This is a genomic window from Weizmannia sp. FSL W8-0401 (genome assembly GCF_038009125.1).
Taxonomy (GTDB): domain Bacteria; phylum Bacillota; class Bacilli; order Bacillales; family Bacillaceae_C; genus Weizmannia; species Weizmannia coagulans.
The window spans coordinates 3,006,623-3,027,264 of sequence record NZ_JBBPAG010000001.1; the positions used below are offsets into that span (position 1 = coordinate 3,006,623).

Annotated in this window: 15 protein-coding genes and 1 pseudogene; 13 read left to right on the plus strand and 3 right to left on the minus strand. The window is 48.0% G+C overall.

Going from position 1 to position 20,642, the window contains the following annotated elements; all coding sequences use genetic code 11:
• Positions 1-201 precede the first annotated feature (201 nt).
• Together NSU00_RS14630 and acpS are read right to left on the minus strand one after the other, a co-directional pair.
• Complete coding sequence (locus NSU00_RS14630) at positions 202-1,218, minus strand: LolA family protein (RefSeq protein ID WP_340703076.1); 1,017 nt, start codon at positions 1,216-1,218, stop codon at positions 202-204.
• Positions 1,219-1,358: 140 nt separating this feature from the next.
• Positions 1,359-1,709, minus strand: coding sequence for a holo-ACP synthase (acpS, locus tag NSU00_RS14635; protein WP_328196268.1), 351 nt, complete (start codon positions 1,707-1,709; stop codon positions 1,359-1,361).
• A 274-nt stretch (positions 1,710-1,983) separates the two neighbouring features.
• Here acpS and NSU00_RS14640 point away from each other — a divergent pair, with 274 nt between their 5' ends.
• Positions 1,984-2,583: a rhomboid family intramembrane serine protease gene (locus tag NSU00_RS14640; protein ID WP_340703077.1), complete on the plus strand. Its 600-nt coding sequence runs from the start codon at positions 1,984-1,986 to the stop codon at positions 2,581-2,583.
• Positions 2,584-2,821: 238 nt separating this feature from the next.
• Here the strand turns inward: NSU00_RS14640 and NSU00_RS14645 are convergent, their stop codons facing one another.
• On the minus strand, positions 2,822-4,246 hold the full coding sequence (locus tag NSU00_RS14645) for a DEAD/DEAH box helicase (RefSeq protein WP_019720981.1): 1,425 nt from the start codon (positions 4,244-4,246) through the stop codon (positions 2,822-2,824).
• A 398-nt stretch (positions 4,247-4,644) separates the two neighbouring features.
• Here NSU00_RS14645 and NSU00_RS14650 point away from each other — a divergent pair.
• From NSU00_RS14650 to NSU00_RS14705, 12 genes and pseudogenes are all read left to right on the plus strand, one after another.
• A pseudogene (locus tag NSU00_RS14650) lies at positions 4,645-5,103 on the plus strand (IS30 family transposase); the annotation flags it as partial.
• Positions 5,104-5,508: 405 nt separating this feature from the next.
• On the plus strand, positions 5,509-6,129 hold the full coding sequence (locus NSU00_RS14655; RefSeq protein WP_340703078.1) for a LysE family transporter: 621 nt from the start codon (positions 5,509-5,511) through the stop codon (positions 6,127-6,129).
• Positions 6,130-6,492: 363 nt separating this feature from the next.
• Entirely contained in the window at positions 6,493-7,176 is a 684-nt protein-coding gene (gene pgmB / locus NSU00_RS14660) for a beta-phosphoglucomutase (RefSeq protein ID WP_340703079.1), read from the plus strand.
• A gap of 6 nt (positions 7,177-7,182) precedes the next feature.
• Positions 7,183-8,139: a LacI family DNA-binding transcriptional regulator gene (locus tag NSU00_RS14665; protein ID WP_340703080.1), complete on the plus strand. Its 957-nt coding sequence runs from the start codon at positions 7,183-7,185 to the stop codon at positions 8,137-8,139.
• A 160-nt stretch (positions 8,140-8,299) separates the two neighbouring features.
• Complete coding sequence (locus tag NSU00_RS14670) at positions 8,300-9,991, plus strand: glycoside hydrolase family 13 protein (RefSeq protein ID WP_340703081.1); 1,692 nt, start codon at positions 8,300-8,302, stop codon at positions 9,989-9,991.
• 19 nt (positions 9,992-10,010) lie between these two features.
• The gene (locus NSU00_RS14675) at positions 10,011-11,816 is read left to right on the plus strand and encodes an alpha-glycosidase (protein WP_340703082.1); all 1,806 of its coding nucleotides are present in this window, start codon (positions 10,011-10,013) and stop codon (positions 11,814-11,816) included.
• A gap of 129 nt (positions 11,817-11,945) precedes the next feature.
• A complete protein-coding gene (locus NSU00_RS14680) occupies positions 11,946-13,217 on the plus strand; it encodes an extracellular solute-binding protein (RefSeq protein ID WP_340703083.1) in 1,272 nt (423 codons plus the stop codon).
• 300 nt (positions 13,218-13,517) lie between these two features.
• Entirely contained in the window at positions 13,518-14,825 is a 1,308-nt protein-coding gene (locus tag NSU00_RS14685) for a sugar ABC transporter permease (protein WP_340703084.1), read from the plus strand.
• A gap of 1 nt (position 14,826) precedes the next feature.
• A complete protein-coding gene (locus NSU00_RS14690) occupies positions 14,827-15,678 on the plus strand; it encodes a sugar ABC transporter permease (RefSeq protein WP_340703085.1) in 852 nt (283 codons plus the stop codon).
• A 96-nt stretch (positions 15,679-15,774) separates the two neighbouring features.
• Complete coding sequence (locus tag NSU00_RS14695) at positions 15,775-16,617, plus strand: DUF1189 family protein (RefSeq protein WP_340703086.1); 843 nt, start codon at positions 15,775-15,777, stop codon at positions 16,615-16,617.
• Positions 16,618-16,646: 29 nt separating this feature from the next.
• The gene (locus NSU00_RS14700) at positions 16,647-18,929 is read left to right on the plus strand and encodes a glycoside hydrolase family 65 protein (RefSeq protein ID WP_340703087.1); all 2,283 of its coding nucleotides are present in this window, start codon (positions 16,647-16,649) and stop codon (positions 18,927-18,929) included.
• A complete protein-coding gene (locus NSU00_RS14705) occupies positions 18,926-20,593 on the plus strand; it encodes a glycoside hydrolase family 13 protein (RefSeq protein WP_013860699.1) in 1,668 nt (555 codons plus the stop codon). Before NSU00_RS14700 ends, NSU00_RS14705 begins: the two co-directional genes overlap by 4 nt.
• Positions 20,594-20,642: the final 49 nt, after the last annotated feature.

Below are 20,642 nucleotides of genomic sequence, written 5' to 3' on the forward strand. Positions count from 1 at the left end.
TTCCTTTATCATTCCATATCCTGATTATCGAACGCGTAGCCAGTGTTGTCAATGGTTTTTAAAAAGAAGTCTTATCAAACCGGTTTGGAGCAGGTTGCCGGAAGAGACGTGCTAAACCCCTTCAAGAAAAAAACCCGCAGAGAATGGCTGCGGGCTTGTGCTTTTTGTGCTTGCGAAAGGGTTTCTCCCGTTATCCGCATTTTATTTTTCCGGTTCTCTTCCGACAGACTGGGCGACTTCCATCATTTCCGCAGCCGATAGCGATTTGGAGGCAAGCGTGTATTCGACACCGTTCACCGTCCAGGACAGGGAGTCACCTGTCTTGATCCCGAACGCAAACCCGAGATCCGCCATTTCCCCGTTTGCAGGAATCGGTTCTGTGGAAGCAGCTGGAAGTACCTCTGCCTTTTCCTCAATCAGCGTATACGTTTTATCGCCCGTATAGGTCAAAATAACGCGCTTACCGTTTGCAACGGCAACTTCCTGTTCATCGAGCAGCGTCGTTCCCCCGATTTTTGCCGTTGGATATTTTACCGAAAACTCTTTGTTGCCGACTTTTCCATCCACCGGCACTTCGAGTTTCGCTCCTGTCATATTTTTTTTCGTGTCAAACGCGTTGCTGTCGAATTTTGCATTAAAATCCACTTTTGTAAAAAGCACACTGACAAGCGTATTGCGGTCCGTGTCCATCACTTTCACACTGACTGGTGCAAGCGTCCTTTTGTCAAAAGTAATTTGCTGGTACGGCAGCATTTTATGGTTTTGATAGCGTGTCTTCGTCTCAAACACATACCGGTTCTTTTTCACCGTCATCTTTGCCTCTTTATCTTTCAATATGTCTTTCACAAGCGATTCATAAAGGTACGCCTGGCTTGTGTTGTTCGGCCAGTCGCTTTGAAATTTGTAGCTTTTGTTGAGGGCGGGCGTGACCACAAACACGCCTTCTTTATTGCGCAAAATCATCTGGCTTTGCCCCTCGCCCGCATTTTTCAGGTTGACACGGTAATATCCCGGCCGGTTGTGCCAAACTTCAATATTGTATGTCCGCGGTTCATTGCCCGTTTCAAGCGTCATTTTCGCATTCAGCTTGTAGCCGTCCATCTTCTCCACTTTTTCATTTAATTTTCCGGCCACATCCTGCGGTTTTTTCGCTCCGCAGGCGGAAAGCAGAAAAATAACAAACAGAGCCGCAAACAAAACCCAGTACTTTCTCTTCATCCTTTCAACCCCTTTATTGTCTCAAATCTTATGAAGAGAAAGGCTTCATCAAAAGCCCGTGCCTTGTCTCTCCTCTCTTACTTTGAATATATGAGACAACCCGGGCCTGTATGATGGGGAATTGAAAAAACGTTATAGCTTCAGTCTTCCAGCATCACTTGGGCGAATGCATATTCACGGCTGTGCGTGATCGACAAATGGGCGCGGGGCCCTGCCGGCTTTGAAAAATACGGGCGGCCGTTCTTATCTTTTGCGATTTCAATTTCCTGAAAAGATAACGCACCCCCGATTCCCGTTCCAAAAGCTTTGGAATATGCTTCTTTCGCCGCAAATCTGCCGGCAAGGAATTCAATTTTCCTTTTTTCTGCCAATTTGCCGAACTGTTGCTGCTCCACTTTCGTTAAAATCCGCCCCGGAAACCGCGGCTGCCGTTCATACAGCTTTTTTATCCTTTCAAGCTCGACAATATCAATGCCAATGCCTTTAATCATGTGCTCACCTTCTGTTTTCCCTGGGTATAAACCACAAAATTTCCGATTTTTACGCTGCTGCCGGTGCCTCTGCCTTCCGTGAAAATATGCGCCGGTAAATCGTTCTGCTGGTATCCATGATGGCGGTTCGGCCCTTTTTGAAAATACGAGCCGGATTTGGGCTATCCCTTTTTCCATCCTGCTGGCGGTTGCGGTTAGAAGCAAACCGGACGTCTAATTCGTCATTTCCGGCATATGTATAAATAGAGCTTTTCCATTGAAAGGAGTATTTGCAATGCTGATCCGCCCGATCCGTTTTTCCGCTTTTATCGGTTCCTATCCCGTTGTATTTGCCATTTTCCTGGCCCAGTGCCTCCTGTTTGCGGCCATGCGGCTTCCGTTTTTTCCAACACAGACCTTTTATGAAGCGCTGGCCGGTGTGAACCTCTATATTGCCCAAGGGGAAATATGGCGGCTTGTCTCTCCCGTTTTTGTCCATATTGATTTCCGCCATCTGCTGCTGAATTCTTTCTCCCTTCTCCTGCTCGGCCCCTGTCTCGAACGGCTGGCCGGAAAATGGAAGTTTATCCTGTTATATTTGGGCTGCGGATGCTGCGCCAATCTCGCTTCTTTTTTTCTGCTTCCGCTTACCTATTCCCATGCCGGTGCGAGCGGCGCCCTGTTTGGCCTGATCGGCGCATATGTCGCCCTTGTCTGGGTCGGGGAAGGTGTGCCAAAAACAAGCCGGCAAACCATTTTGTCGATTGCGGTCATTTCCGTTGTAACGGCTATGATGCAGCCTGGCGCCAATCATACAGCCCATCTTTCCGGACTCGTTGCCGGCATGCTGCTTGGAGGCATGCTTTTGCAAAGAAAGGCGGCTTCTCCCACTTAAAAAACAGCCCGTCTTTTCGGACCCGTTGCGGCGTGCCGCTCGGGGGGAATGCTTTTGCGGGCAAAAGCGGCTTCTTCCGCTTTAAAAAAAGCAACGGGAGCTGCCGTTGCTTTTTTAATGGGGCGCCGGCACTTTTGCCATACCGGCATTTTTACTTGTAAAGAGTCGCAGCCGGATACAAACCGGCCCGCTCGTAAAGCTGATGATGCTCTATTTTTTTGGCCCCGCCTTCGTTTGGTTAAAATGGTTTGCGGTTTGTTGTTCTTCTCGGCTTTCTTCCCTTATTGTAAGACCCTTTGTAGGACCCTGCAGGCTTGCCCCGTCTGCTATGGTCTTTTTTATGCGGAAGCGGCCGTTCTTCTGAAATATGAACTGGTGTTTTATCCGGCTCTTTCGTCATCAGTTTCAAAGCAGCTGCCGTGACCTCGGCCGGGTCATATTCTGCAAGCAGCTCTTTCGCTACCGACATATATTCATCAATATTGCCTTCTTTGATGGTTTCCCCGATCCGTTCCATGGTGACGCGCTGCTGCCCTTCAAACGCTTCATCCCAGGTCGGCGGGCGCATCGGGAGCATTCTCTTTTTCGTTGTCTGTTCAACCGTTTTGAGATAGCCCATTTCCCGCGGCGTGACAAAGGTCATTGCCATGCCTTCCCGTCCGGCACGGCCCGTTCTTCCGATCCGGTGCACATAGGATTCCGGGTCCTGTGGAATATCGTAATTGTAAACATGGGTTACACCCGAGATATCCAGCCCGCGTGCCGCAACATCGGTGGCAACAAGCACATCAATTTTCCCGTCTTTAAACTTTCGGAGTACCGATAAGCGTTTCGCCTGGCTCAAATCACCGTGAATACCTTCTGCAAGATAGCCGCGCAAGGTCAGGGCATTCGCCAGTTCATCGACTCTCCGCTTCGTCCGCCCAAACACAATCGCAAGGTCCGGAGACTGTACATCCAAAAGCCTTGACAATACATCGAATTTTTCACGTTCCTGGACTTTAATGTAGTATTGTTCAATAGACGGAACGGTCATTTCTTTTGCTTTCACACGGACAAGTTCCGGGTTGTTCATGAAGCGTTCGGCAATTTTCCGGATCGGATCCGGCATGGTTGCCGAGAACAGCATCGTTTGGCGGTCTTTCGGCACGGTGGAAAGAATGGCTTCAATGTCATCAATAAAGCCCATATTCAACATTTCATCCGCTTCGTCAAGCACAAGCGTATGCACATGGTCGAGTTTCAAGGTTCCCCGGTGTATATGGTCAAGAATCCGTCCCGGTGTTCCGACAATAATTTGCGGATGGTTCTTCAGCGCACGGATCTGACGCGAAATATCCTGACCGCCATAAACAGCCAGCACATGAACGCGCGAATACTGGCCGATCCGGTACAATTCTTCAGATACCTGAATGGCAAGCTCGCGTGTTGGCGCGATAATGATTCCTTGAATATTACGGCTTCTATGATCAATCTTTTCAATTAACGGTATGCCAAATGCTGCAGTTTTTCCCGTACCTGTCTGCGCCTGGCCGATAATATCCTTCCCTTGCATGGTGAGCGGAATGGTAGCTGCCTGAATCGGCGATGCCTCTTCAAATCCCATTCTTTTCACAGCTTTTAAAATCGCCGGGCTTAAATTTAATTCTGAAAACTTCGTCAATCTTCTCAATCTCCTTCTAAACGTTCAACAGGGCCGCATGTCTTCCTTAGGGTTTTACCCTTTTCGGCAAAAAAATATACTCTTTTGAGCATTGTCAGCTAAAAGCGTAAACGATGTACGGTAATCGTAACATGAATACGGCAAGATTTCAACGAATATGGAGCCGTGGTTTTTTCACAATCATTTTGGAACTTTCAATTTTTCGGTACCAATGGTCGCCGCTATATTGAAAACTTCCTGTCGAAACCAGAATGCAAGGACAAAATTCCAAAAAACGGAACACAGGGAAGGCTCTTTTTCCATATTCCGTTTCAGCCTTCACATTCACTTGTGGAAGTAATCGTACGACATCGGCATTGGCCACATGTTGTTTGGGATTTAAAAAATCAGTTCGCCATACGGTTATAGGCAAGAAGACTAAAGATCAGGCCTTATTGACTCTTACTGAGCGCAAAACCCGTAAAGAAATAATTTTGAGAGTGACAGCCAAGGATAGTCTATCCGTTTCAGAAGTCATATCTCAGTTGAAAGTGTCTTACGGTAATCGGTTCTCTAAAGTGTTTAAAACCATTACGGCTGATAACGGTTCTGAATTTGCTGACCTCGGCCTTAGTGTTGAAAAAGATCTAACAGAGGTTTATTTTACACACCCTTACACATCCTGTGAACGAGGAACCAACGAGCGTCATAATGGCCTTATTAGGCGCTTCATACCAAAGGGGAGACCCATTTCCTCTGTGGCAGACGAAACCATTACCTATGTTGAAAATTGGCGTAACCATCTTCCAAGGAAGATCCTCAATTATCGTACACCTGAGGAGTGTTTCCAAATAGAGTTAGCTGGCTTAGCTTCTTAACCTTAAGCCAGCTAACCCAAAGGGTTGGTTTTTAGCAACTTGACAAAGAGCCTCTGCGGGCATGGCTACCAGCCATGAAGCCAGGTATACGGTACTGGCTGGGCCAACCAGGCTACCATGCCCGCCACTCCACGTCAAGTTGCGCAGCGTGTCCCGATTCTACTTAATCATGGGTTATCTGGTCTTTCAATACTTGTTGCATTTAATATTGCAATTTAAGATTTTAATTTCTTCAATCCATGGAAGAATAATGGCGCACTTTTAACCCATCGACTCTGTTTATGCACTTTCATCGTTTGGGTTCATTTTTTCCATTTATGGCATCCATTTTGCTTTTATAAGTTGTACAGGCTATGGTTTCTGAATACAAATATACTAATCGCTATGGAAAGGCTGGGGAAAATGATGGAAAGCATGATTAGTTATATTTTTTTGGGGCTATCGCTTGCTGCGCCGATCGGGCCGGTGAATGCCGCTCAAATTGACAAGGGGATTAAAAATGGCTTTCTCCACTCATGGCTGCTCGGAATCGGCGCCATGGCAACAGACGGTTTGTATATGCTGCTCGTTTATCTCGGTGTCGTCCATTTGCTCAGCATCGGATTTGTAAAATCATTCCTTTGGTTTTTCGGATGCTTTGTCCTTACATACACCGGCATTGAAAGCATGATTGCAGCCAATCAGCCGATTTCCGGTTTGATGAGAAACAAAGAAAAATTGTCAAAATCATTCCTGACCGGTTTTCTAATGTCTCTGACCAATCCGCTCACCATTTTATTCTGGCTCGGCGTTTACGGTTCCGTGCTTGCAAAAACGGCTGAATCCGTAGGCCCGCAGCAGTTTCTCCTCTACAGCCTGGCCATCTTTATCGGGGTGGCGCTGTGGGACTTTTCGATGGCTGCCGTCTCAAGCAGCTTCGGAAAACTGTTAACCAACCGTTTGATTCTTTTCATTTCGAGACTGTCCGGCCTGTCTCTTGTCGGTTTCGGCATTTATTTCGGCATTCAGGCGGTCAAGAGCCTGTAGCATAAGCAAACAAAAGGCCCGCCGGACTCTTGTACCTTTTCGCTGGTTTTCCGGAAAAATCAGCCCATCCTTGCTTTCCGCCCGCTTTTTCCCGTCCGGCCCTTTTTGCCGATTCAGTCACCCTTTTTTCAAATAAAGGAACGATTTCTGAAGTGGGCATGGAATCCTTTCATTTAAACCGCGCTTTTCGAAGTGCACCGGGTTTTTCCCCTTTTCGCCGGTTCTTTCGCTTTTTCCGGATCTTTTTCGCCTTTTCGGCTGATTTCAGCAGGCAACTTGTATTTGTTCCCTAGTTTTCAAGAGAAATTTCCCGTATACTTATCATAAAAGCAATCAAACTTATAAGTTGGAGGAGAATTGTCAATGGCAGCATCACATATCCAAGCAGTTCTCTTTGATTTAGACGGGGTCATCACAGATACTGCGGAATACCACTACTTAGCATGGAAAAAGCTAGCTGATGAGCTGCAGGTTCCTTTTGACCGCCATTTTAATGAAGCGCTTAAAGGGCTTAGCCGCATGGACTCTTTAAAGAAAATATTGGAGAACGCCCGGCCGGAGACTTCCTTTTCCGAAGAAAAGCTGAACGAACTCGCGGACAGGAAAAATGAGTATTACAAAAAACTGATCCGCCAAATTTCCCCTGCCAATTTGCTTCCCGGCATCCAAAACCTGCTCGAAGATATAAAGAAAAGGGGAATCAAAACAGCGCTGGCTTCCGCGAGCAAAAACGCCATGTTTGTAATTGACAGACTGGGGATAGCTTCCTATTTTGATGAAATCGTGGACGCTGCCCGCATTCAGCACGGAAAGCCGGATCCGGAAATCTTTTTAACCGGCGCCCGCAAGCTGGACGCGGATCCGGCCTTTTGCATCGGGATTGAAGACGCGGAAGCCGGGATCCAGGCCATTAAAGCGGCCGGCATGTTTGCAGTCGGAGTCGGCACGCCGGATAAAATGAAGCAGGCGGATTTCCTTGTTGAAGGAACCCGGGACCTTGATTTTGAAAAAATTGAAAGCGCATTTCTTCTGAAAAATAAAGGATGAGGCGTCATGGTTACCATTTCCGATGTCGCAAAACAGGCGAATGTTTCCAAAATGACGGTTTCACGGGTCCTTAACCACCCCGAACAGGTTAGAGATGATTTAAAAAAACTGGTGTATGAGGCGATGGAGCAGTTGAACTATGTGCCCAATTATGCGGCGCGTGCCCTCGTCTCCAACCGCACCCAGGTCATCAAGTTCCTGATATTGGAAGAAATGGACACGACAGAGCCGTATTATATGAACTTGCTGGCCGGCATTGCCAGGGAGCTGGACCGGAACCACTACTCGCTTCAGCTGGTCACACGGAAATCGAAGGACATCGGCCAGTGCGACGGCGTGATTGCAACAGGTGTCCGCAGCCAGGATTTTGATACCATTTTAAAAGAATTTTCCAAACCGGTGATTTTATTCGGGCAAAATGACAGAGGGTTTGATTTTATTGATGTGGACAATGAAAAAGGCGTACGGCTGTTAACAGAGCATGTCATTCGCCGCGGATTTAAAAAAATTTATTTTTTCGGCATTGACCTGCAAGAACCGTTTATGTTTGCGAGACAAAAAGGTTATCTGGATGCAACCGAAGCAAACGGATTGCCGCCGTTTCTTTGCAGGGTCAAAAACAGTTCAAGCGCCGCCCAACAAAAAGCGGAAAAAATTTTGTCCAGCCGGAAGGAAAGATGCGCGTTTGTATGCGCAAGCGACCGGATTGCCCTCGGTGTGATCAGAGCCGCCCAATCGCTGCAGCTCGCCATACCAAGTGAGGTTGCAGTCACCGGTTTTGACGGGGTGTTTCTTGACCGGATTTCCGCCCCCCATATTACAACCGTGCGCCAGCCCGTTGTAAAAATGGGGGAAGCGTGTGCACGTATGCTGTTGAAAAAAATTCAGGAAAACGGGAAATCCCAGGGGCACCGGTTTTTTGAACCGGAAGTGGTCATCCGCCCCTCCACCGTCTGTGAATAAGCAGTCTTACACCGGTTGCTTATTTTTTTCAGGATGGGCTTGGGCCAATCAAACCCGTAAAAAGTATTTTGTTAACGGTAACATCGCTGAAAAATTTGTTCCGCATAAAGGGGTGATGATACGTTGAAAGAGTATAGAAGAAACGTGGAGGTGAACCGCTTTGCAAGATGCGTGGTGGAAAGATGTCATTTATCAGGTATATCCGCGCAGTTTCAAAGATTCAAACGGGGACGGCGTGGGCGATATCCCGGGCATCATTGAAAAGCTGGATTATATCCGCGATCTCGGGGCAACGGCCATCTGGCTCAATCCAATTTTTGAATCGCCGCATGTGGACAACGGCTATGATGTCAGCAACTACGAAAAAATCGACCCGGTTTTCGGCACGATGGAAGATGTGGAACGTCTGATTCAGGAAGCGAAAAAACGCGGGCTCAAAATCATTCTGGACCTTGTGCTGAACCATACGTCAGACCGCCACCCGTGGTTCCGGGAAGCGCGGAAAAGTAAAGAAAATCCGTACAGGGATTACTACATTTGGCATGACCCAGTAGAAGGGCGTGAACCGACGAACTGGGCGAGCTTTTTCGGCGGCAGCACATGGGCCTTTGATCAGCAGACCGGGCAATATTATTTTCATCTGTTCAGCGATAAAATGCCCGACCTGAACTGGGAGAACAAAAAAGTGCGCGAAGAAATGGCAAAAATCGCCCTATTCTGGCTGGATAAAGGTGTGGATGGATTCCGGCTGGATGCGGTCATTCACCTGGCAAAGGACACCCGTTTTCTTCCCGTTAAAACAAACTCGGAAGAAGCGTTTGTGCTTGCAGAACAGTATTATGCCAACCTGCCGCGTGTCCATGATTATATCCGTGAATTTAACCGTACAATTAAAGCGAAGCATCCGGAAGCTTTTTTAATCGGGGAAACAGCTTCCGCCGACACGAAGCTTGCCCGGCTTTATTCAAGGCCGGACCGCGAAGAATGCGACTGCATCATTACCTTTAACTACTTGGGGTTTGACACGGAAGCAAAAAAACCCGGCATTCCGCAAAACTGGCAACAGGGAAAATGGAATTTGCTTGCTTTTAAAAAAGCGATGTCCCGGTGGCAAAATGACCTGTACGGGGAAGGCTTCAATTCGCTCTACTGGAATAATCATGATATGCCGCGGGCGTTGTCGCGCTTCGGGGACGAAGGCAAATACCGGCAAAAAAGCGCAAAGATGCTTGCCACTTTGATGTATTTGCAGTGGGGGCTGCCGATTTTGCTGCAGGGCGAAGAAATCGGCATGGTGAATTTGAAGCTCCCGCGGCTTGAAGACTATGAAGACCCAAGTATCAAAGGGCTCGCCACAATTGCGAAAAAGAAAGGCTATTCGGAGGAAGAAATTTTAAAAATGGTGCAGCAGCGTTCCAAAGATACTTCAAGAGGCGCCATGCAGTGGAACAGTGATCGATACGGCGGCTTTTCTACATATGCTCCGTGGCTCGGCATCAATGAAGATACGCGGACCGTAAACGTGGCGGCGCAGGAAAAAGATCCCGGCTCCGTGCTGCATTATTACCGGAAGCTGCTCAAACTGAAAAAAACCATGCCTGTCTTTACGGCCGGAAGCTGGGAAATGCTCGCTGATGAGGACCCGGACATCTACGCGTATATACGGAAGCATGAAGGCAGCTGTGCCATGGTTGTCTGCAATACATCGAAAAAACTGCAGACCTTTACCTGCCCGGAGCTTACCCGCCACAGATGGGCATGCCTGCTCAATAACAACGGCGATCGCGGCAAAGCGGTGCCAAGCAAACTGATGCTATCGCCTTTTGAATGCTTTGTCTTATTACAAATGTAGCATAAGAGGAGGAGAAAAGATGGAACTTGCAGGAATTTTTCATCAGCCGTTCAGCGCGGATGCGTATGTATATGACAAAAAAACGATGCACCTGAAGCTGCGCACGAAAAAAGGGGATATTCAGAAAGCCGTCCTCATTTGGGGAGACCCGTATTTATTTAAAAAAAAGCAAGACGGGGAATACCACTGGGAATCTGAACGCCTCGAAATGGAAAAAAAGACTGAAACAGAGGCGCACGATGTCTGGTTTGCCGAAGTCCGCCCGCCGCACCGCCGCCTGCAGTACGCCTTTATCCTTATCGGCACGGATGGCAGCGACATTTTTTATGGCGGGCGCGGCTTTTACCCGGCAAATGAAGATACACTGCGGGTGCCTGACTATTATTTTAAATTTCCGTTTATGCACGAAACCGATATGTTCAAGGCGCCTGACTGGGTGAAGTCCACCATCTGGTACCAGATTTTTCCTGAACGGTTTGCAAACGGCAATCCCGCCATTTCTCCGGAAAATGCCCTGCCGTGGGGAAGCAAAGACCCGGGCGTGGACGACTTTTTCGGCGGCGACCTCGAGGGGATCATCGGCCATCTCGATTATCTCGCCGATCTTGGCATTAACGGGATTTATTTGACGCCGATTTTCGAAGCCCCTTCCAATCATAAATATGATACATTCGACTATTTTACGATTGACCCACATTTCGGCGATAAAGAAACATTCCGCAAACTGGTGGAAGAAGCCCACAAACGCGGGATACGGATTATGCTCGATGCGGTGTTCAACCATATCGGGAAAAATTCAAAACAGTGGCAGGATGTGCTAGAAAACGGGGAGAAATCGCGCTACAAAGACTGGTTCCATATCCACTCTTTCCCGGTCCGCGAAGGCGAAAACGGGAACATTGACGGGCAGGATACGCTCTCATTTGATACGTTTGCTTTTACGACAAGCATGCCGAAGCTGAATACGGCCAATCCCGAAGTGCAACAGCATTTGCTCGATATTGCGACTTACTGGATCCGTGAATTTGACATCGACGGCTGGCGCCTTGATGTCGCCAACGAAGTCGACCATGCTTTTTGGAAAAAGTTCCACCAGGCCGTTGTAGGCGAGAAACCAGATGTTTTTATTCTCGGCGAAATTTGGCATGATGCATGGCCTTGGCTTTTAGGCGATGAGTTTCATTCGGTCATGAATTATCCATTTACGCAGACAATAATTGAATACTTTGTGGATGAAAAAATTTCCGCCGAAAAACTGATGCACAGCCTCAACCAGCAGTTTATGCATTATATGCAGTCCAACAACGAGGCTTTGTTTAATATGCTTGACAGCCATGACACCCCGCGGATTTTGACAAAGGCAGGCGGCGACAAGCAAAAGGTGAAGCTTGCCCTTGCCTTTACGTTCGCGCATACCGGTTCGCCGTGCATTTATTACGGCACGGAGGTCGGAATAGACGGCGCAGGTGACCCGCTTTGCCGGAAATGCATGGTCTGGGATGAAGACAAGCAGGACCGCGACATGCTCGCATTTATGAAAAAGCTGATCCGCTTCCGGAAAGACCATCAACAAACCTTGACATACGGCGATCTCGTCTGGCTGAAAACCGATAACGAAAAACAAGTGGTCAGCTTCCTGCGCAAAGGGGAAAAATGCACCTTGCTGTTTGCCTTTAACCGGTCGGACCAGGAACAGGCCATCCCGTGGAGCGAGCTGGATGTAAAACCGGGCACCGCAAAAAACGTTTGGGACAACAAACCGGTTCCCAACAAAACCCTTGTCCTTTCGCCAATGGACTTTGCAATTCTGGAAATAACAGACTGACCCTCCCTCCCCTGCCTGAATCTTGGCAGGGGCTTTTCATTCTGTTACCGTTAACAGAAAATTTTAGGTTGTAACCGTTTTCCCCTCTCTTCTATAATAAAGTTGTACCAAAAAAGGGAGGTTCATAAAATGAAAGTATTCAAGAAGCTGTTCGTGCTTACGCTTGTCTTGGGCGTCATCATGGCGCTCGCCGCGTGCGGGGGATCGAAAAAAACAAACAGCGGATCTTCTCAAGACAGCGGCGGCAAAAAGACGCTTACGGTTTCCGTGGAAGAAAAATATGCCGATTATGTCAACAGTATTAAGGGCGATTTTGAAAAGAAAAACAATTGTACTGTAAAAGTGGTCAAAAAGCCGATGTTTGACCAGCTGGAAGCACTGCCTTTGGACGGCCCGGCAGGAAAAGCCCCGGATGTGATGCTCGCTTCTTATGACCGGATCGGTGGCCTCGGCCAGCAGGGGCATCTGCTTAAACTGTCCAAAAAAGATGTCAGCGCCTATGATGCAAAAGACCAGCGCCAAGTCATGATCGACAACAAAGTTTACGGCGTCCCGTTCGTTATTGAAACGCTCGTCCTTTATTACAACAAAGATTTGTTGAAAAGCCCGCCAAAAACATTTGCCGACCTTGAAAAACTGGCGAAAGACAGCAAATATAATTTTTCATCCGAATCCGGAAAGAATACAGGGTTCCTTGTTAAATGGACGGACTTCTACTATTCTTACGGCTTGCTCGCAGGTTACGGCGGCTATGTGTTCGGCGATAACGGCACAAATACAAAAGATATCGGATTAAACAATGCCGGTTCCGTAAAAGCCATTACGTACGCCACACACTGGTTCAAGGATATCTGGCCGAAAGGAATGAAAGATACAAAAAGCTCCGGCGACTTTGTAAAAGAAGAATTCTCAAAGGGCAAAGCAGCTGCCGTCATTGACGGTCCTTGGTCGGCGGAAACCTACGCGAAAGCAAAAGTAAATTACGGCGCAGCCCCGATCCCGACGCTTCCGAACGGCAACAAGTACGAAGCATTCAGCGGCGGAAAGGGATGGGTCGCTTCCAACTATACGAAAGAACCAAAACTTGCGGAAAAATGGATTCAATACGTCACCAACTCTGCAAACAGCTACAAATTCTATGAAAAATATAAAGAAATCCCTGCCAACCCGGCTGCACGCGAAAAAGCGGCTGCGACAAATGACGAACTGACAAAAGCGGTTGTTGAACAGTACAAATCCGCCCAGCCGATGCCGAACGTTCCGGAAATGGCAGAAGTCTGGACCGGTATGGAATCGACGATGTTTGACGCAGCGAGCGGCAAGAAAACACCAAAGCAGGCAGCCGATGCAGCGGTGAAGACGATCAAAGACAATATTGCCCAAAAGTATTCCAATAAATAGACCGCTTTATTCATTTCCAGGTGGGGATACGCTCCACCTGGTTTAGTAACATAAGTCAACTGCGCGTATTTTCAAGATTGGCACCCGGACCACAAAAATCTGCTGCCAACAAAAAATGAAATATTTTCAAAAGGTGTCCGTGCCGCAAAAATGCAGCACTGTATCACATGGACTTGAGACCAAGTCATCTATTGCAAAAGGCACAAAGTAGCCATATTTCGCTCATTTTCTATAGCTGCAGCATGAAAATCTGCCAGCGGGATTTTTTGGAAAGACCAATATAGAAACGAGGCGATCAAAATGGAAACCGAACTGAATAAACTGAAGGATGTCCGAAAAGCCGGCCTCTTCTCCCTGATCCCGGGGCTCGGCCAGTTTTATAACAAGCAGCCTTTTAAAGGCGTCCTTTTTCTGGCCATTTTTATCCTTTTTGTCATCCAAATGGTCATAGCAGGCATCCCGGCAATAAACGATTTTATCACGCTGGGTTCTGTCCCGCGGGTTGACCATTCGCTGTTTCTGCTGATCAAGGGTTCCCTGCAAATCATCTTGATCGCCATTTTTCTTGCTTTTTATTTGCTGAATATTTATGATGCCCGGCGTGTTGCCGCCATCTGGAACTTAAAGGGGACAGCCAACACATCTGCCAAGGCCATTTTAAAAAATGCATGGGATGCAGGCTTCCCTTATTTGCTGACGATTCCGGCTTATGTGGCCATGACATTCGTGATCATTTTTCCGGTGCTTGTGACGCTGTTCACTGCTTTTACAAACTATGATTTTTATCATATTCCGCCTTTCCGCCTAATTGACTGGGTCGGGATCAAAAATTTCTTAAATATTTTTTCACTTAGCTCGTATCGGGCCACGTTTACAAGTGTGTTCAGCTGGACAATCATCTGGACATTATGCGCGACCACCGGCCAGATTGTGCTCGGCATTTTAACAGCCTGTGTGGTAAACCAGCCTTTTATCAAAGGGAAAAAGCTGTTTCGGATCATTTTTTTGCTACCGTGGGCGGTGCCATCCTTTATTACCATTATGAGTTTTTCCAATATTTTCAATGACAGTATCGGCGCCATCAATGCCCAGGTCATTCCGCTGCTCAACCATCTTCCGTTTACCGACATTCCGGCCATCTCGTGGAAAACGGATCCGTTCTGGACAAAAGTGGCCTTGATCATGATCCAGACATGGCTCGGTTTCCCGTATATTTATGTGATGGTCACCGGCGTCCTGCAGTCGATCCCGGGCGATTTATACGAAGCCGCCATCATTGACGGCGCGAATTTCTGGCAAAAGTTCCGCAGGATTACCCTGCCGATGATTTTATTTGCCACCGCGCCTGTTCTGATCACCCAGTACACATTTAATTTCAATAACTTCACGATTATTTATCTCTTTAATAACGGCGGGCCGGGCAGTGTCGGAGCGGGAGCCGGGACGAGCGATATTTTAATTTCCTGGATTTATAAACTGACGACCGGGACATCGCCGCAGTACGCGATGGCAGCGGCGATTACCCTTATGATTTCATTTATTGTTATTGCCGTCTCGATGATCGCCTTTAAAAAGACGAACGCTTTCGGCAATGAGGAGATGATGTAGGATGAAGGCGTTAATGAAAAATCAAAAATTCACCCGTTTCTGGAACCGGTTTTTCACCTATGCGTTTTTAATTCTTTTAAGTGTAATCATTCTGTATCCGCTGCTGATTACGGCGGCGTCTGCTTTCAGGGAATCCAATATCGTTTCCTTCCAGCTGGATTTTCATTCCCATTGGACATTGGACAATTTTCGCCAGCTGTTTACCCATACGCTGTATCCGGAATGGTATAAAAACACGCTTATCATCGCGGTTGCAACGATGGTTTTGCAGGTCGTCATCGTGACCCTTGCTGGCTACACTTACAGCCGCTACCGTTTTAAAGGAAGAAAGTACAGCCTTGTCTTTTTCCTGATCATCCAAATGGTTCCGACAATGGCGGCCCTGACCGCATTTTATGTACTGGCGAATATCCTGGACGCGCTGGACACGTACTGGTTTTTAACCTTGCTTTATGTTGGCGGCGGCATTCCGATGAATACGTGGCTGATGAAAGGGTATTTCGATACGGTGCCGCGCGATTTGGACGAATCTGCAAGAATTGACGGGGCCGGCCATTTGCGCGTATTTTGGCAAATTGTGCTCCCGCTTGTTAAACCGATGCTTGCCGTCCAGGCACTCTGGGCATTTATGGGGCCGTTCGGGGATTTTTTGCTGGCCAAATTTTTGCTCCGGACACCGGAACATTTAACCGTGGCAGTCGGCCTCCAGCAATTTATTTCCAACCCGACCGAGCAAAAGGTGACGCTCTTTGCTGCCGGCGCCATTTTAGCCGCGCTGCCAATCTGTATTTTGTTTTTCTTCCTGCAAAAAAACTTTGTATCCGGGCTGACGTCGGGCGGCACAAAAGGATAAAGGGCGTAACGGGATGGACAGCTTTAACAGCTGCCGGCCCGGGCGGAAAAAACTTGTAAAAAACATAGCATACTTTATTGAAATGTGGGATTGCTTATGGAACAGATTCAAAGATTCCCTGCTGGTTATTTTGCGATGATCGTTTCACCTGTAAAAATTTTCCGGTACCGGGGTGCGCTTAACGTTTGGAAACTGATTCTCATTTTTCTCTTTTTAAACGCCTGCCTGATTGCCCCGCTTTCACTCTCTTTTGCGCGGGCAGGAAATATCAGCTTAGAGCAAGTGGCGCCGCATTTAAATGCAGCGATACAAACCGGGTATACCGGGCAAAACGCCGTCCTTTCCTTTCAAAACGGCGTGCTCCAATCCGGCAACGCGTGGACAAAGGAGCACGGAGATACGATTATCTCCTTTGATCCGCGCAAAACCACGGCCGTTTCGGAAAGCCGTTACCATACAAAAGTCGCGCATTACAAAAATGCGCTCCTTTTCCGGAAAGACCGGCTCATTCTGGCTGATGAAAACGGCTTTGGCTTTTCCGTCCGCTACCCGGCCGGAAACGAGAAGATCATCATCCAAAACGGCCGTGATCTTGCTTCTTTTGCCGGCGCTCTCTGGTTCCGGCAACATAAAGTCATCCTGATTCCGCTTGTTTCATGCCTGATCGGAATCCTGTTTCTTTTCAGCAATATGCTATTGATGGGGGCGGTGTCCCTGATACTTTGCCTGACACGTTTTTCAAGTTTTTCCGGCATCCGGTCATTGAAACAGGCTGCAACCATTACGCTGTCTGCAGCAGGGGTTCCGTCCATTATTGCCATGTTGGCAGGCTTTTCCGGCGCAGGTGCTGCAACAATGATGATGATCCAATCACTGGGCATGGTGCTTTTCATTGCGATGATTTTTTTAAAAACAAAATTTCTGACGGACGACATGTAAGTACAAGATGCTGACGAGGAGGATTTCTAATGTATTACAACCGGCTTTTCGATGTAGATGAATGGACTTTAAAAACAACGAAGCTCCACCGTGAACATATCCGGCTTCAGGAAAGCATCACTTCTTTAGGAAACGGCTATATGGGCATGCGCGGAAATTTCGAGGAGTCTTATTCCGGGGATCATCACCAGGGCACATATATTGCAGGGGTCTGGTACCCGGATAAAACAAGGGTGGGCTGGTGGAAAGTCGGCTATCCCGATTATTTCGGAAAAGTCATTAACGCGGTCAATCTTGCCGGGTTGCGCGTCTGGATTGATCAAGAGGAAATTGACCTGTTTCTGGACCCGCTCGAACAATTTCAGCTGGAACTTGATATGAAAAATGCCGTCTTGCGCCATTCCTATCTTGTCGAAAAGTCCGGCAAGAAAGTCAAAATTGAATTTGAACGCTTTTTCAGCATTGTCCATAAAGAAATTGCCGCGATCCGAATCCGTGCCACCAATCTTGGCAATCCGGCCGTACTCACGTTAAAACCTTTCCTGGACGGCAATGTCAAAAACGAAGACGCCAATTATGATGAAATGTTCTGGACGGAAATCCGGTCTGAGGCAACGGAAGACAAGGCCGCGGTTGTCACGGAAACAATTGAAAACCCGTTTGGCGTTCCCCGTTTTACCGTAGCCGCCGCCATGGGCAATCTGACGGAGGCAACGCTTGCTTCCTGTGAGTCGGATACGCTTTATGCCGGCTATGTATATGAAAAAACGCTCGGCGAAAACGAGTCGCTCCTTCTGGATAAAATGGTTTCTGTCACGACAAGCCGGGACTATGAAAAGGATGCGCTCCTCCCCCGCGCCTACGAATTGCTTGAACAGGCTTTGGAAAACGGGTACGAAAAGCTATATGAGGAGCACGCAGCAGCCTGGCATAAACGGTGGGAGAAAGCAGACGTCCGCATTTCCGGCGATCCGGAAGCCCAGCAAGGGATCCGCTTTAACCTATTTCAGCTTTTTTCGACCTATTACGGCGATGATCCGCGCTTAAACATCGGCCCGAAAGGTTTCACCGGCGAAAAATACGGCGGCGCGACGTACTGGGATACAGAAGCCTATGCCGTACCCATGTATCTGTCTGTTGCCGCGCCGGAAGTCACAAGAAATTTACTGCTCTACCGCTACCATCAGCTCCCCGAGGCGTATGAAAATGCAAAAAAACTCGGGCTGAAAGGCGCTTTATACCCGATGGTCACTTTTACCGGAATCGAATGCCATAACGAATGGGAAATCACATTCGAAGAAATTCACCGGAACGGCGCCATTGCTTATGCCATTTACAATTATGTCAATTACACCGGCGATAAAGCCTACATCAGCCAGTACGGGATTGATGTCCTCGTCGGCATCAGCCGCTTTTTCGCCGACCGCGTCCATTTTTCCGAGCGAAAGCAAAAATACATGATCCATGGCGTAACCGGCCCGAACGAGTATGAAAACAACGTCAACAACAACTGGTACACAAACCGAATTGCCGTCTGGACGCTTAAATACACCCTTGCGTCCCTTGACTTTGCCGGTGCGGAAAAAGCAGCCGCGCTGAATGTTACGGATGAAGAACGCGCGCATTGGCAGGATATTATCGGCCGGATGTATTTCCCGTATGATGAAGAGCTGGGCATTTTTCTGCAGCAGGACGGCTTCCTGGATAAACCGATCAAACCGGCCGCCTGCCTCCCGAAAGAAGACCTGCCGCTCAACCAGCACTGGTCATGGGACCGGATCCTCCGCTCCTGTTATATTAAGCAGGCAGACGTCCTGCAAGGGTTTTATTTCTTCAATGATGAGTTTACAATAGAGGAAAAGCGGCGCCATTTTGAATTTTACGAACCGCTCACCGTCCATGAATCGAGCCTCTCCCCTTGCGTCCATGCGATTCTGGCGGCTGAGCTCCGGAAAGAAGACAAAGCGGTCGAACTGTATAAACGCACGTCCCGGCTTGATCTTGACAACTATAACCATGATACGGAAGACGGGTTGCACATCACGTCCATGGCCGGAAGCTGGCTCTCCATTGTCCACGGGTTTGCCGGCATGCGCACCTTCCATGAAACCTTGTCGTTTGCGCCGTTTTTGCCGAAAGACTGGGGTGAATACGCATTCAAAGTCAATTACCGGCACCGCCTCCTTGAAGTAAAAGTGAACAAAAGAGAAGTCGCCGTCTCCCTTCTGGAAGGCAAACCGCTTCAATTGAAGTTATATGGGGAATTCATCCATCTAACAAATACGTACACGAAGGAGTATAAGCTGTCATGACAGAATGGTGGAAAAAAGCCGTTGTTTACCAGATTTACCCGCGCAGTTTTTATGATACAAATGGTGACGGGATCGGCGATTTGCGGGGAATTATGGATAAGCTCGACTATTTGAAAACACTCGGGATCGACTGCATCTGGATCAGCCCGGTGTACGACTCGCCGCAGGATGACAATGGCTACGATATCCGTGACTACCGCAAGATCGACAAGATGTTCGGGACAAATGAAGATATGGACCGCCTGCTTGACGAAGCCCATGCACGCGGGATTAAAATCGTAATGGATCTTGTCGTGAACCATACCTCCGATGAACATGCCTGGTTTGTCGAAAGCCGGAAATCGAAGGATAATCCGTACCGCGACTTTTATTTTTGGAAAGACCCGAAACCGGACGGCACCCCTCCGAACAACTGGGGTTCGATGTTTTCCGGTTCCGCCTGGGAGTACGACGAAACAACCGGGCAATACTATTTGCACTATTTTTCAAAGAAACAGCCTGACTTAAACTGGGAAAACGAAAAAGTGCGGAAAGAGATTTACGATATGATGAAGTTCTGGATGGATAAAGGGGTGGACGGCTGGCGCATGGATGTGATCGGCTCGATTTCCAAGTTTCTTGATTTTCCTGATTATGAACTTCCGGAAGGGCAAAAATACGGCATTGGCAAGTATCATGCAAACGGGCCGCGCCTCCATGCGTTCATCCAGGAAATGAACCGCGAAGTGCTGTCAAAATACGACTGCATGACTGTCGGGGAAGCCATCGGATCCGATGTCGAAATCGCCAGGAAATATACAGGGCCGGACCGCCATGAACTCAATATGATTTTTAATTTTGAACATATGGATGTCGATACGAAACCGGGCAGCCCTGCCGGCAAATGGGCTTTGAAGCCTTTTGACCTGGTCGAATTGAAACAAATCCTTTCCCGCTGGCAATATGAGCTCGCGGATACCGGCTGGAATGCGCTCTATTTTGAAAACCATGACCAGGCGAGGGTGGTATCGCGCTGGGGCAATGATACAACGTACCGGGCAGAATGTGCCAAAGCGTTTGCCACCATTTTGCACGGGCTGAAAGGGACCCCTTTTATTTATCAAGGGGAAGAAATCGGGATGGTGAACGCCGATCTCGAACTCGAAGAATATGATGACATTGAAATCCGGAATGCTTATCAAGAGCTTGTGATGGAAAACCAAATCATGTCGAAAGATGAATTTTTAACAGCTGTCCGAAAAAAAGGACGCGACAATGCACGGACGCCGATGCAGTGGGACGGCAGTTTGAATGCCGGCTTTACAACCGGAACACCGTGGCTTAAAGTCAATTCCCGCTATTCGGAGATCAACGTGGCAAAAGCGCTTCAAGAGCCTGATTCGATTTTTTATTACTATCAATCTTTGATTAAGCTGCGGCATTCATACGATGTGTTTACAGACGGCCGGTATGAGCTGCTGATGCCGGACCATCCGCATTTGTACGTGTACACGAGGGAAAATGAATCGGAAAAACTGCTCGTTGCCGCCAACTTAAGCGAAAACACAGTAAGCTTTGATCAACCGGATGACAACTGGAAACTGCTGCTTGGAAACTATGAAGATACTGGCACAAGCACGCTGTTCCGCCCGTATGAAGCGGCCATTTACTATCTGGAAAAATAGTTTTTTGCGTGCGGTTTTTGCCCGATGGCCTTTTTATGCAAAGAGCCTC

Excerpts from the sequence above, each read along its gene's own strand:
- NSU00_RS14640 (WP_340703077.1), top strand. The coding sequence starts at position 1,984 with ATGCTGATCCGCCCGATCCGTTTTTCCGCTTTTATCGGTTCCTATCCC.
- NSU00_RS14685 (WP_340703084.1), top strand. The coding sequence starts at position 13,518 with ATGGAAACCGAACTGAATAAACTGAAGGATGTCCGAAAAGCCGGCCTC.
- NSU00_RS14680 (WP_340703083.1), top strand. The coding sequence starts at position 11,946 with ATGAAAGTATTCAAGAAGCTGTTCGTGCTTACGCTTGTCTTGGGCGTC.
- pgmB (WP_340703079.1), top strand. The coding sequence starts at position 6,493 with ATGGCAGCATCACATATCCAAGCAGTTCTCTTTGATTTAGACGGGGTC.
- NSU00_RS14700 (WP_340703087.1), top strand. The coding sequence starts at position 16,647 with ATGTATTACAACCGGCTTTTCGATGTAGATGAATGGACTTTAAAAACA.
- NSU00_RS14695 (WP_340703086.1), top strand. The coding sequence starts at position 15,775 with ATGGAACAGATTCAAAGATTCCCTGCTGGTTATTTTGCGATGATCGTT.
- acpS (WP_328196268.1), bottom strand. The coding sequence starts at position 1,709 with ATGATTAAAGGCATTGGCATTGATATTGTCGAGCTTGAAAGGATAAAA.
- NSU00_RS14705 (WP_013860699.1), top strand. The coding sequence starts at position 18,926 with ATGACAGAATGGTGGAAAAAAGCCGTTGTTTACCAGATTTACCCGCGC.
- NSU00_RS14690 (WP_340703085.1), top strand. The coding sequence starts at position 14,827 with ATGAAGGCGTTAATGAAAAATCAAAAATTCACCCGTTTCTGGAACCGG.
- NSU00_RS14655 (WP_340703078.1), top strand. The coding sequence starts at position 5,509 with ATGGAAAGCATGATTAGTTATATTTTTTTGGGGCTATCGCTTGCTGCG.
- NSU00_RS14665 (WP_340703080.1), top strand. The coding sequence starts at position 7,183 with ATGGTTACCATTTCCGATGTCGCAAAACAGGCGAATGTTTCCAAAATG.
- NSU00_RS14675 (WP_340703082.1), top strand. The coding sequence starts at position 10,011 with ATGGAACTTGCAGGAATTTTTCATCAGCCGTTCAGCGCGGATGCGTAT.
- NSU00_RS14630 (WP_340703076.1), bottom strand. The coding sequence starts at position 1,218 with ATGAAGAGAAAGTACTGGGTTTTGTTTGCGGCTCTGTTTGTTATTTTT.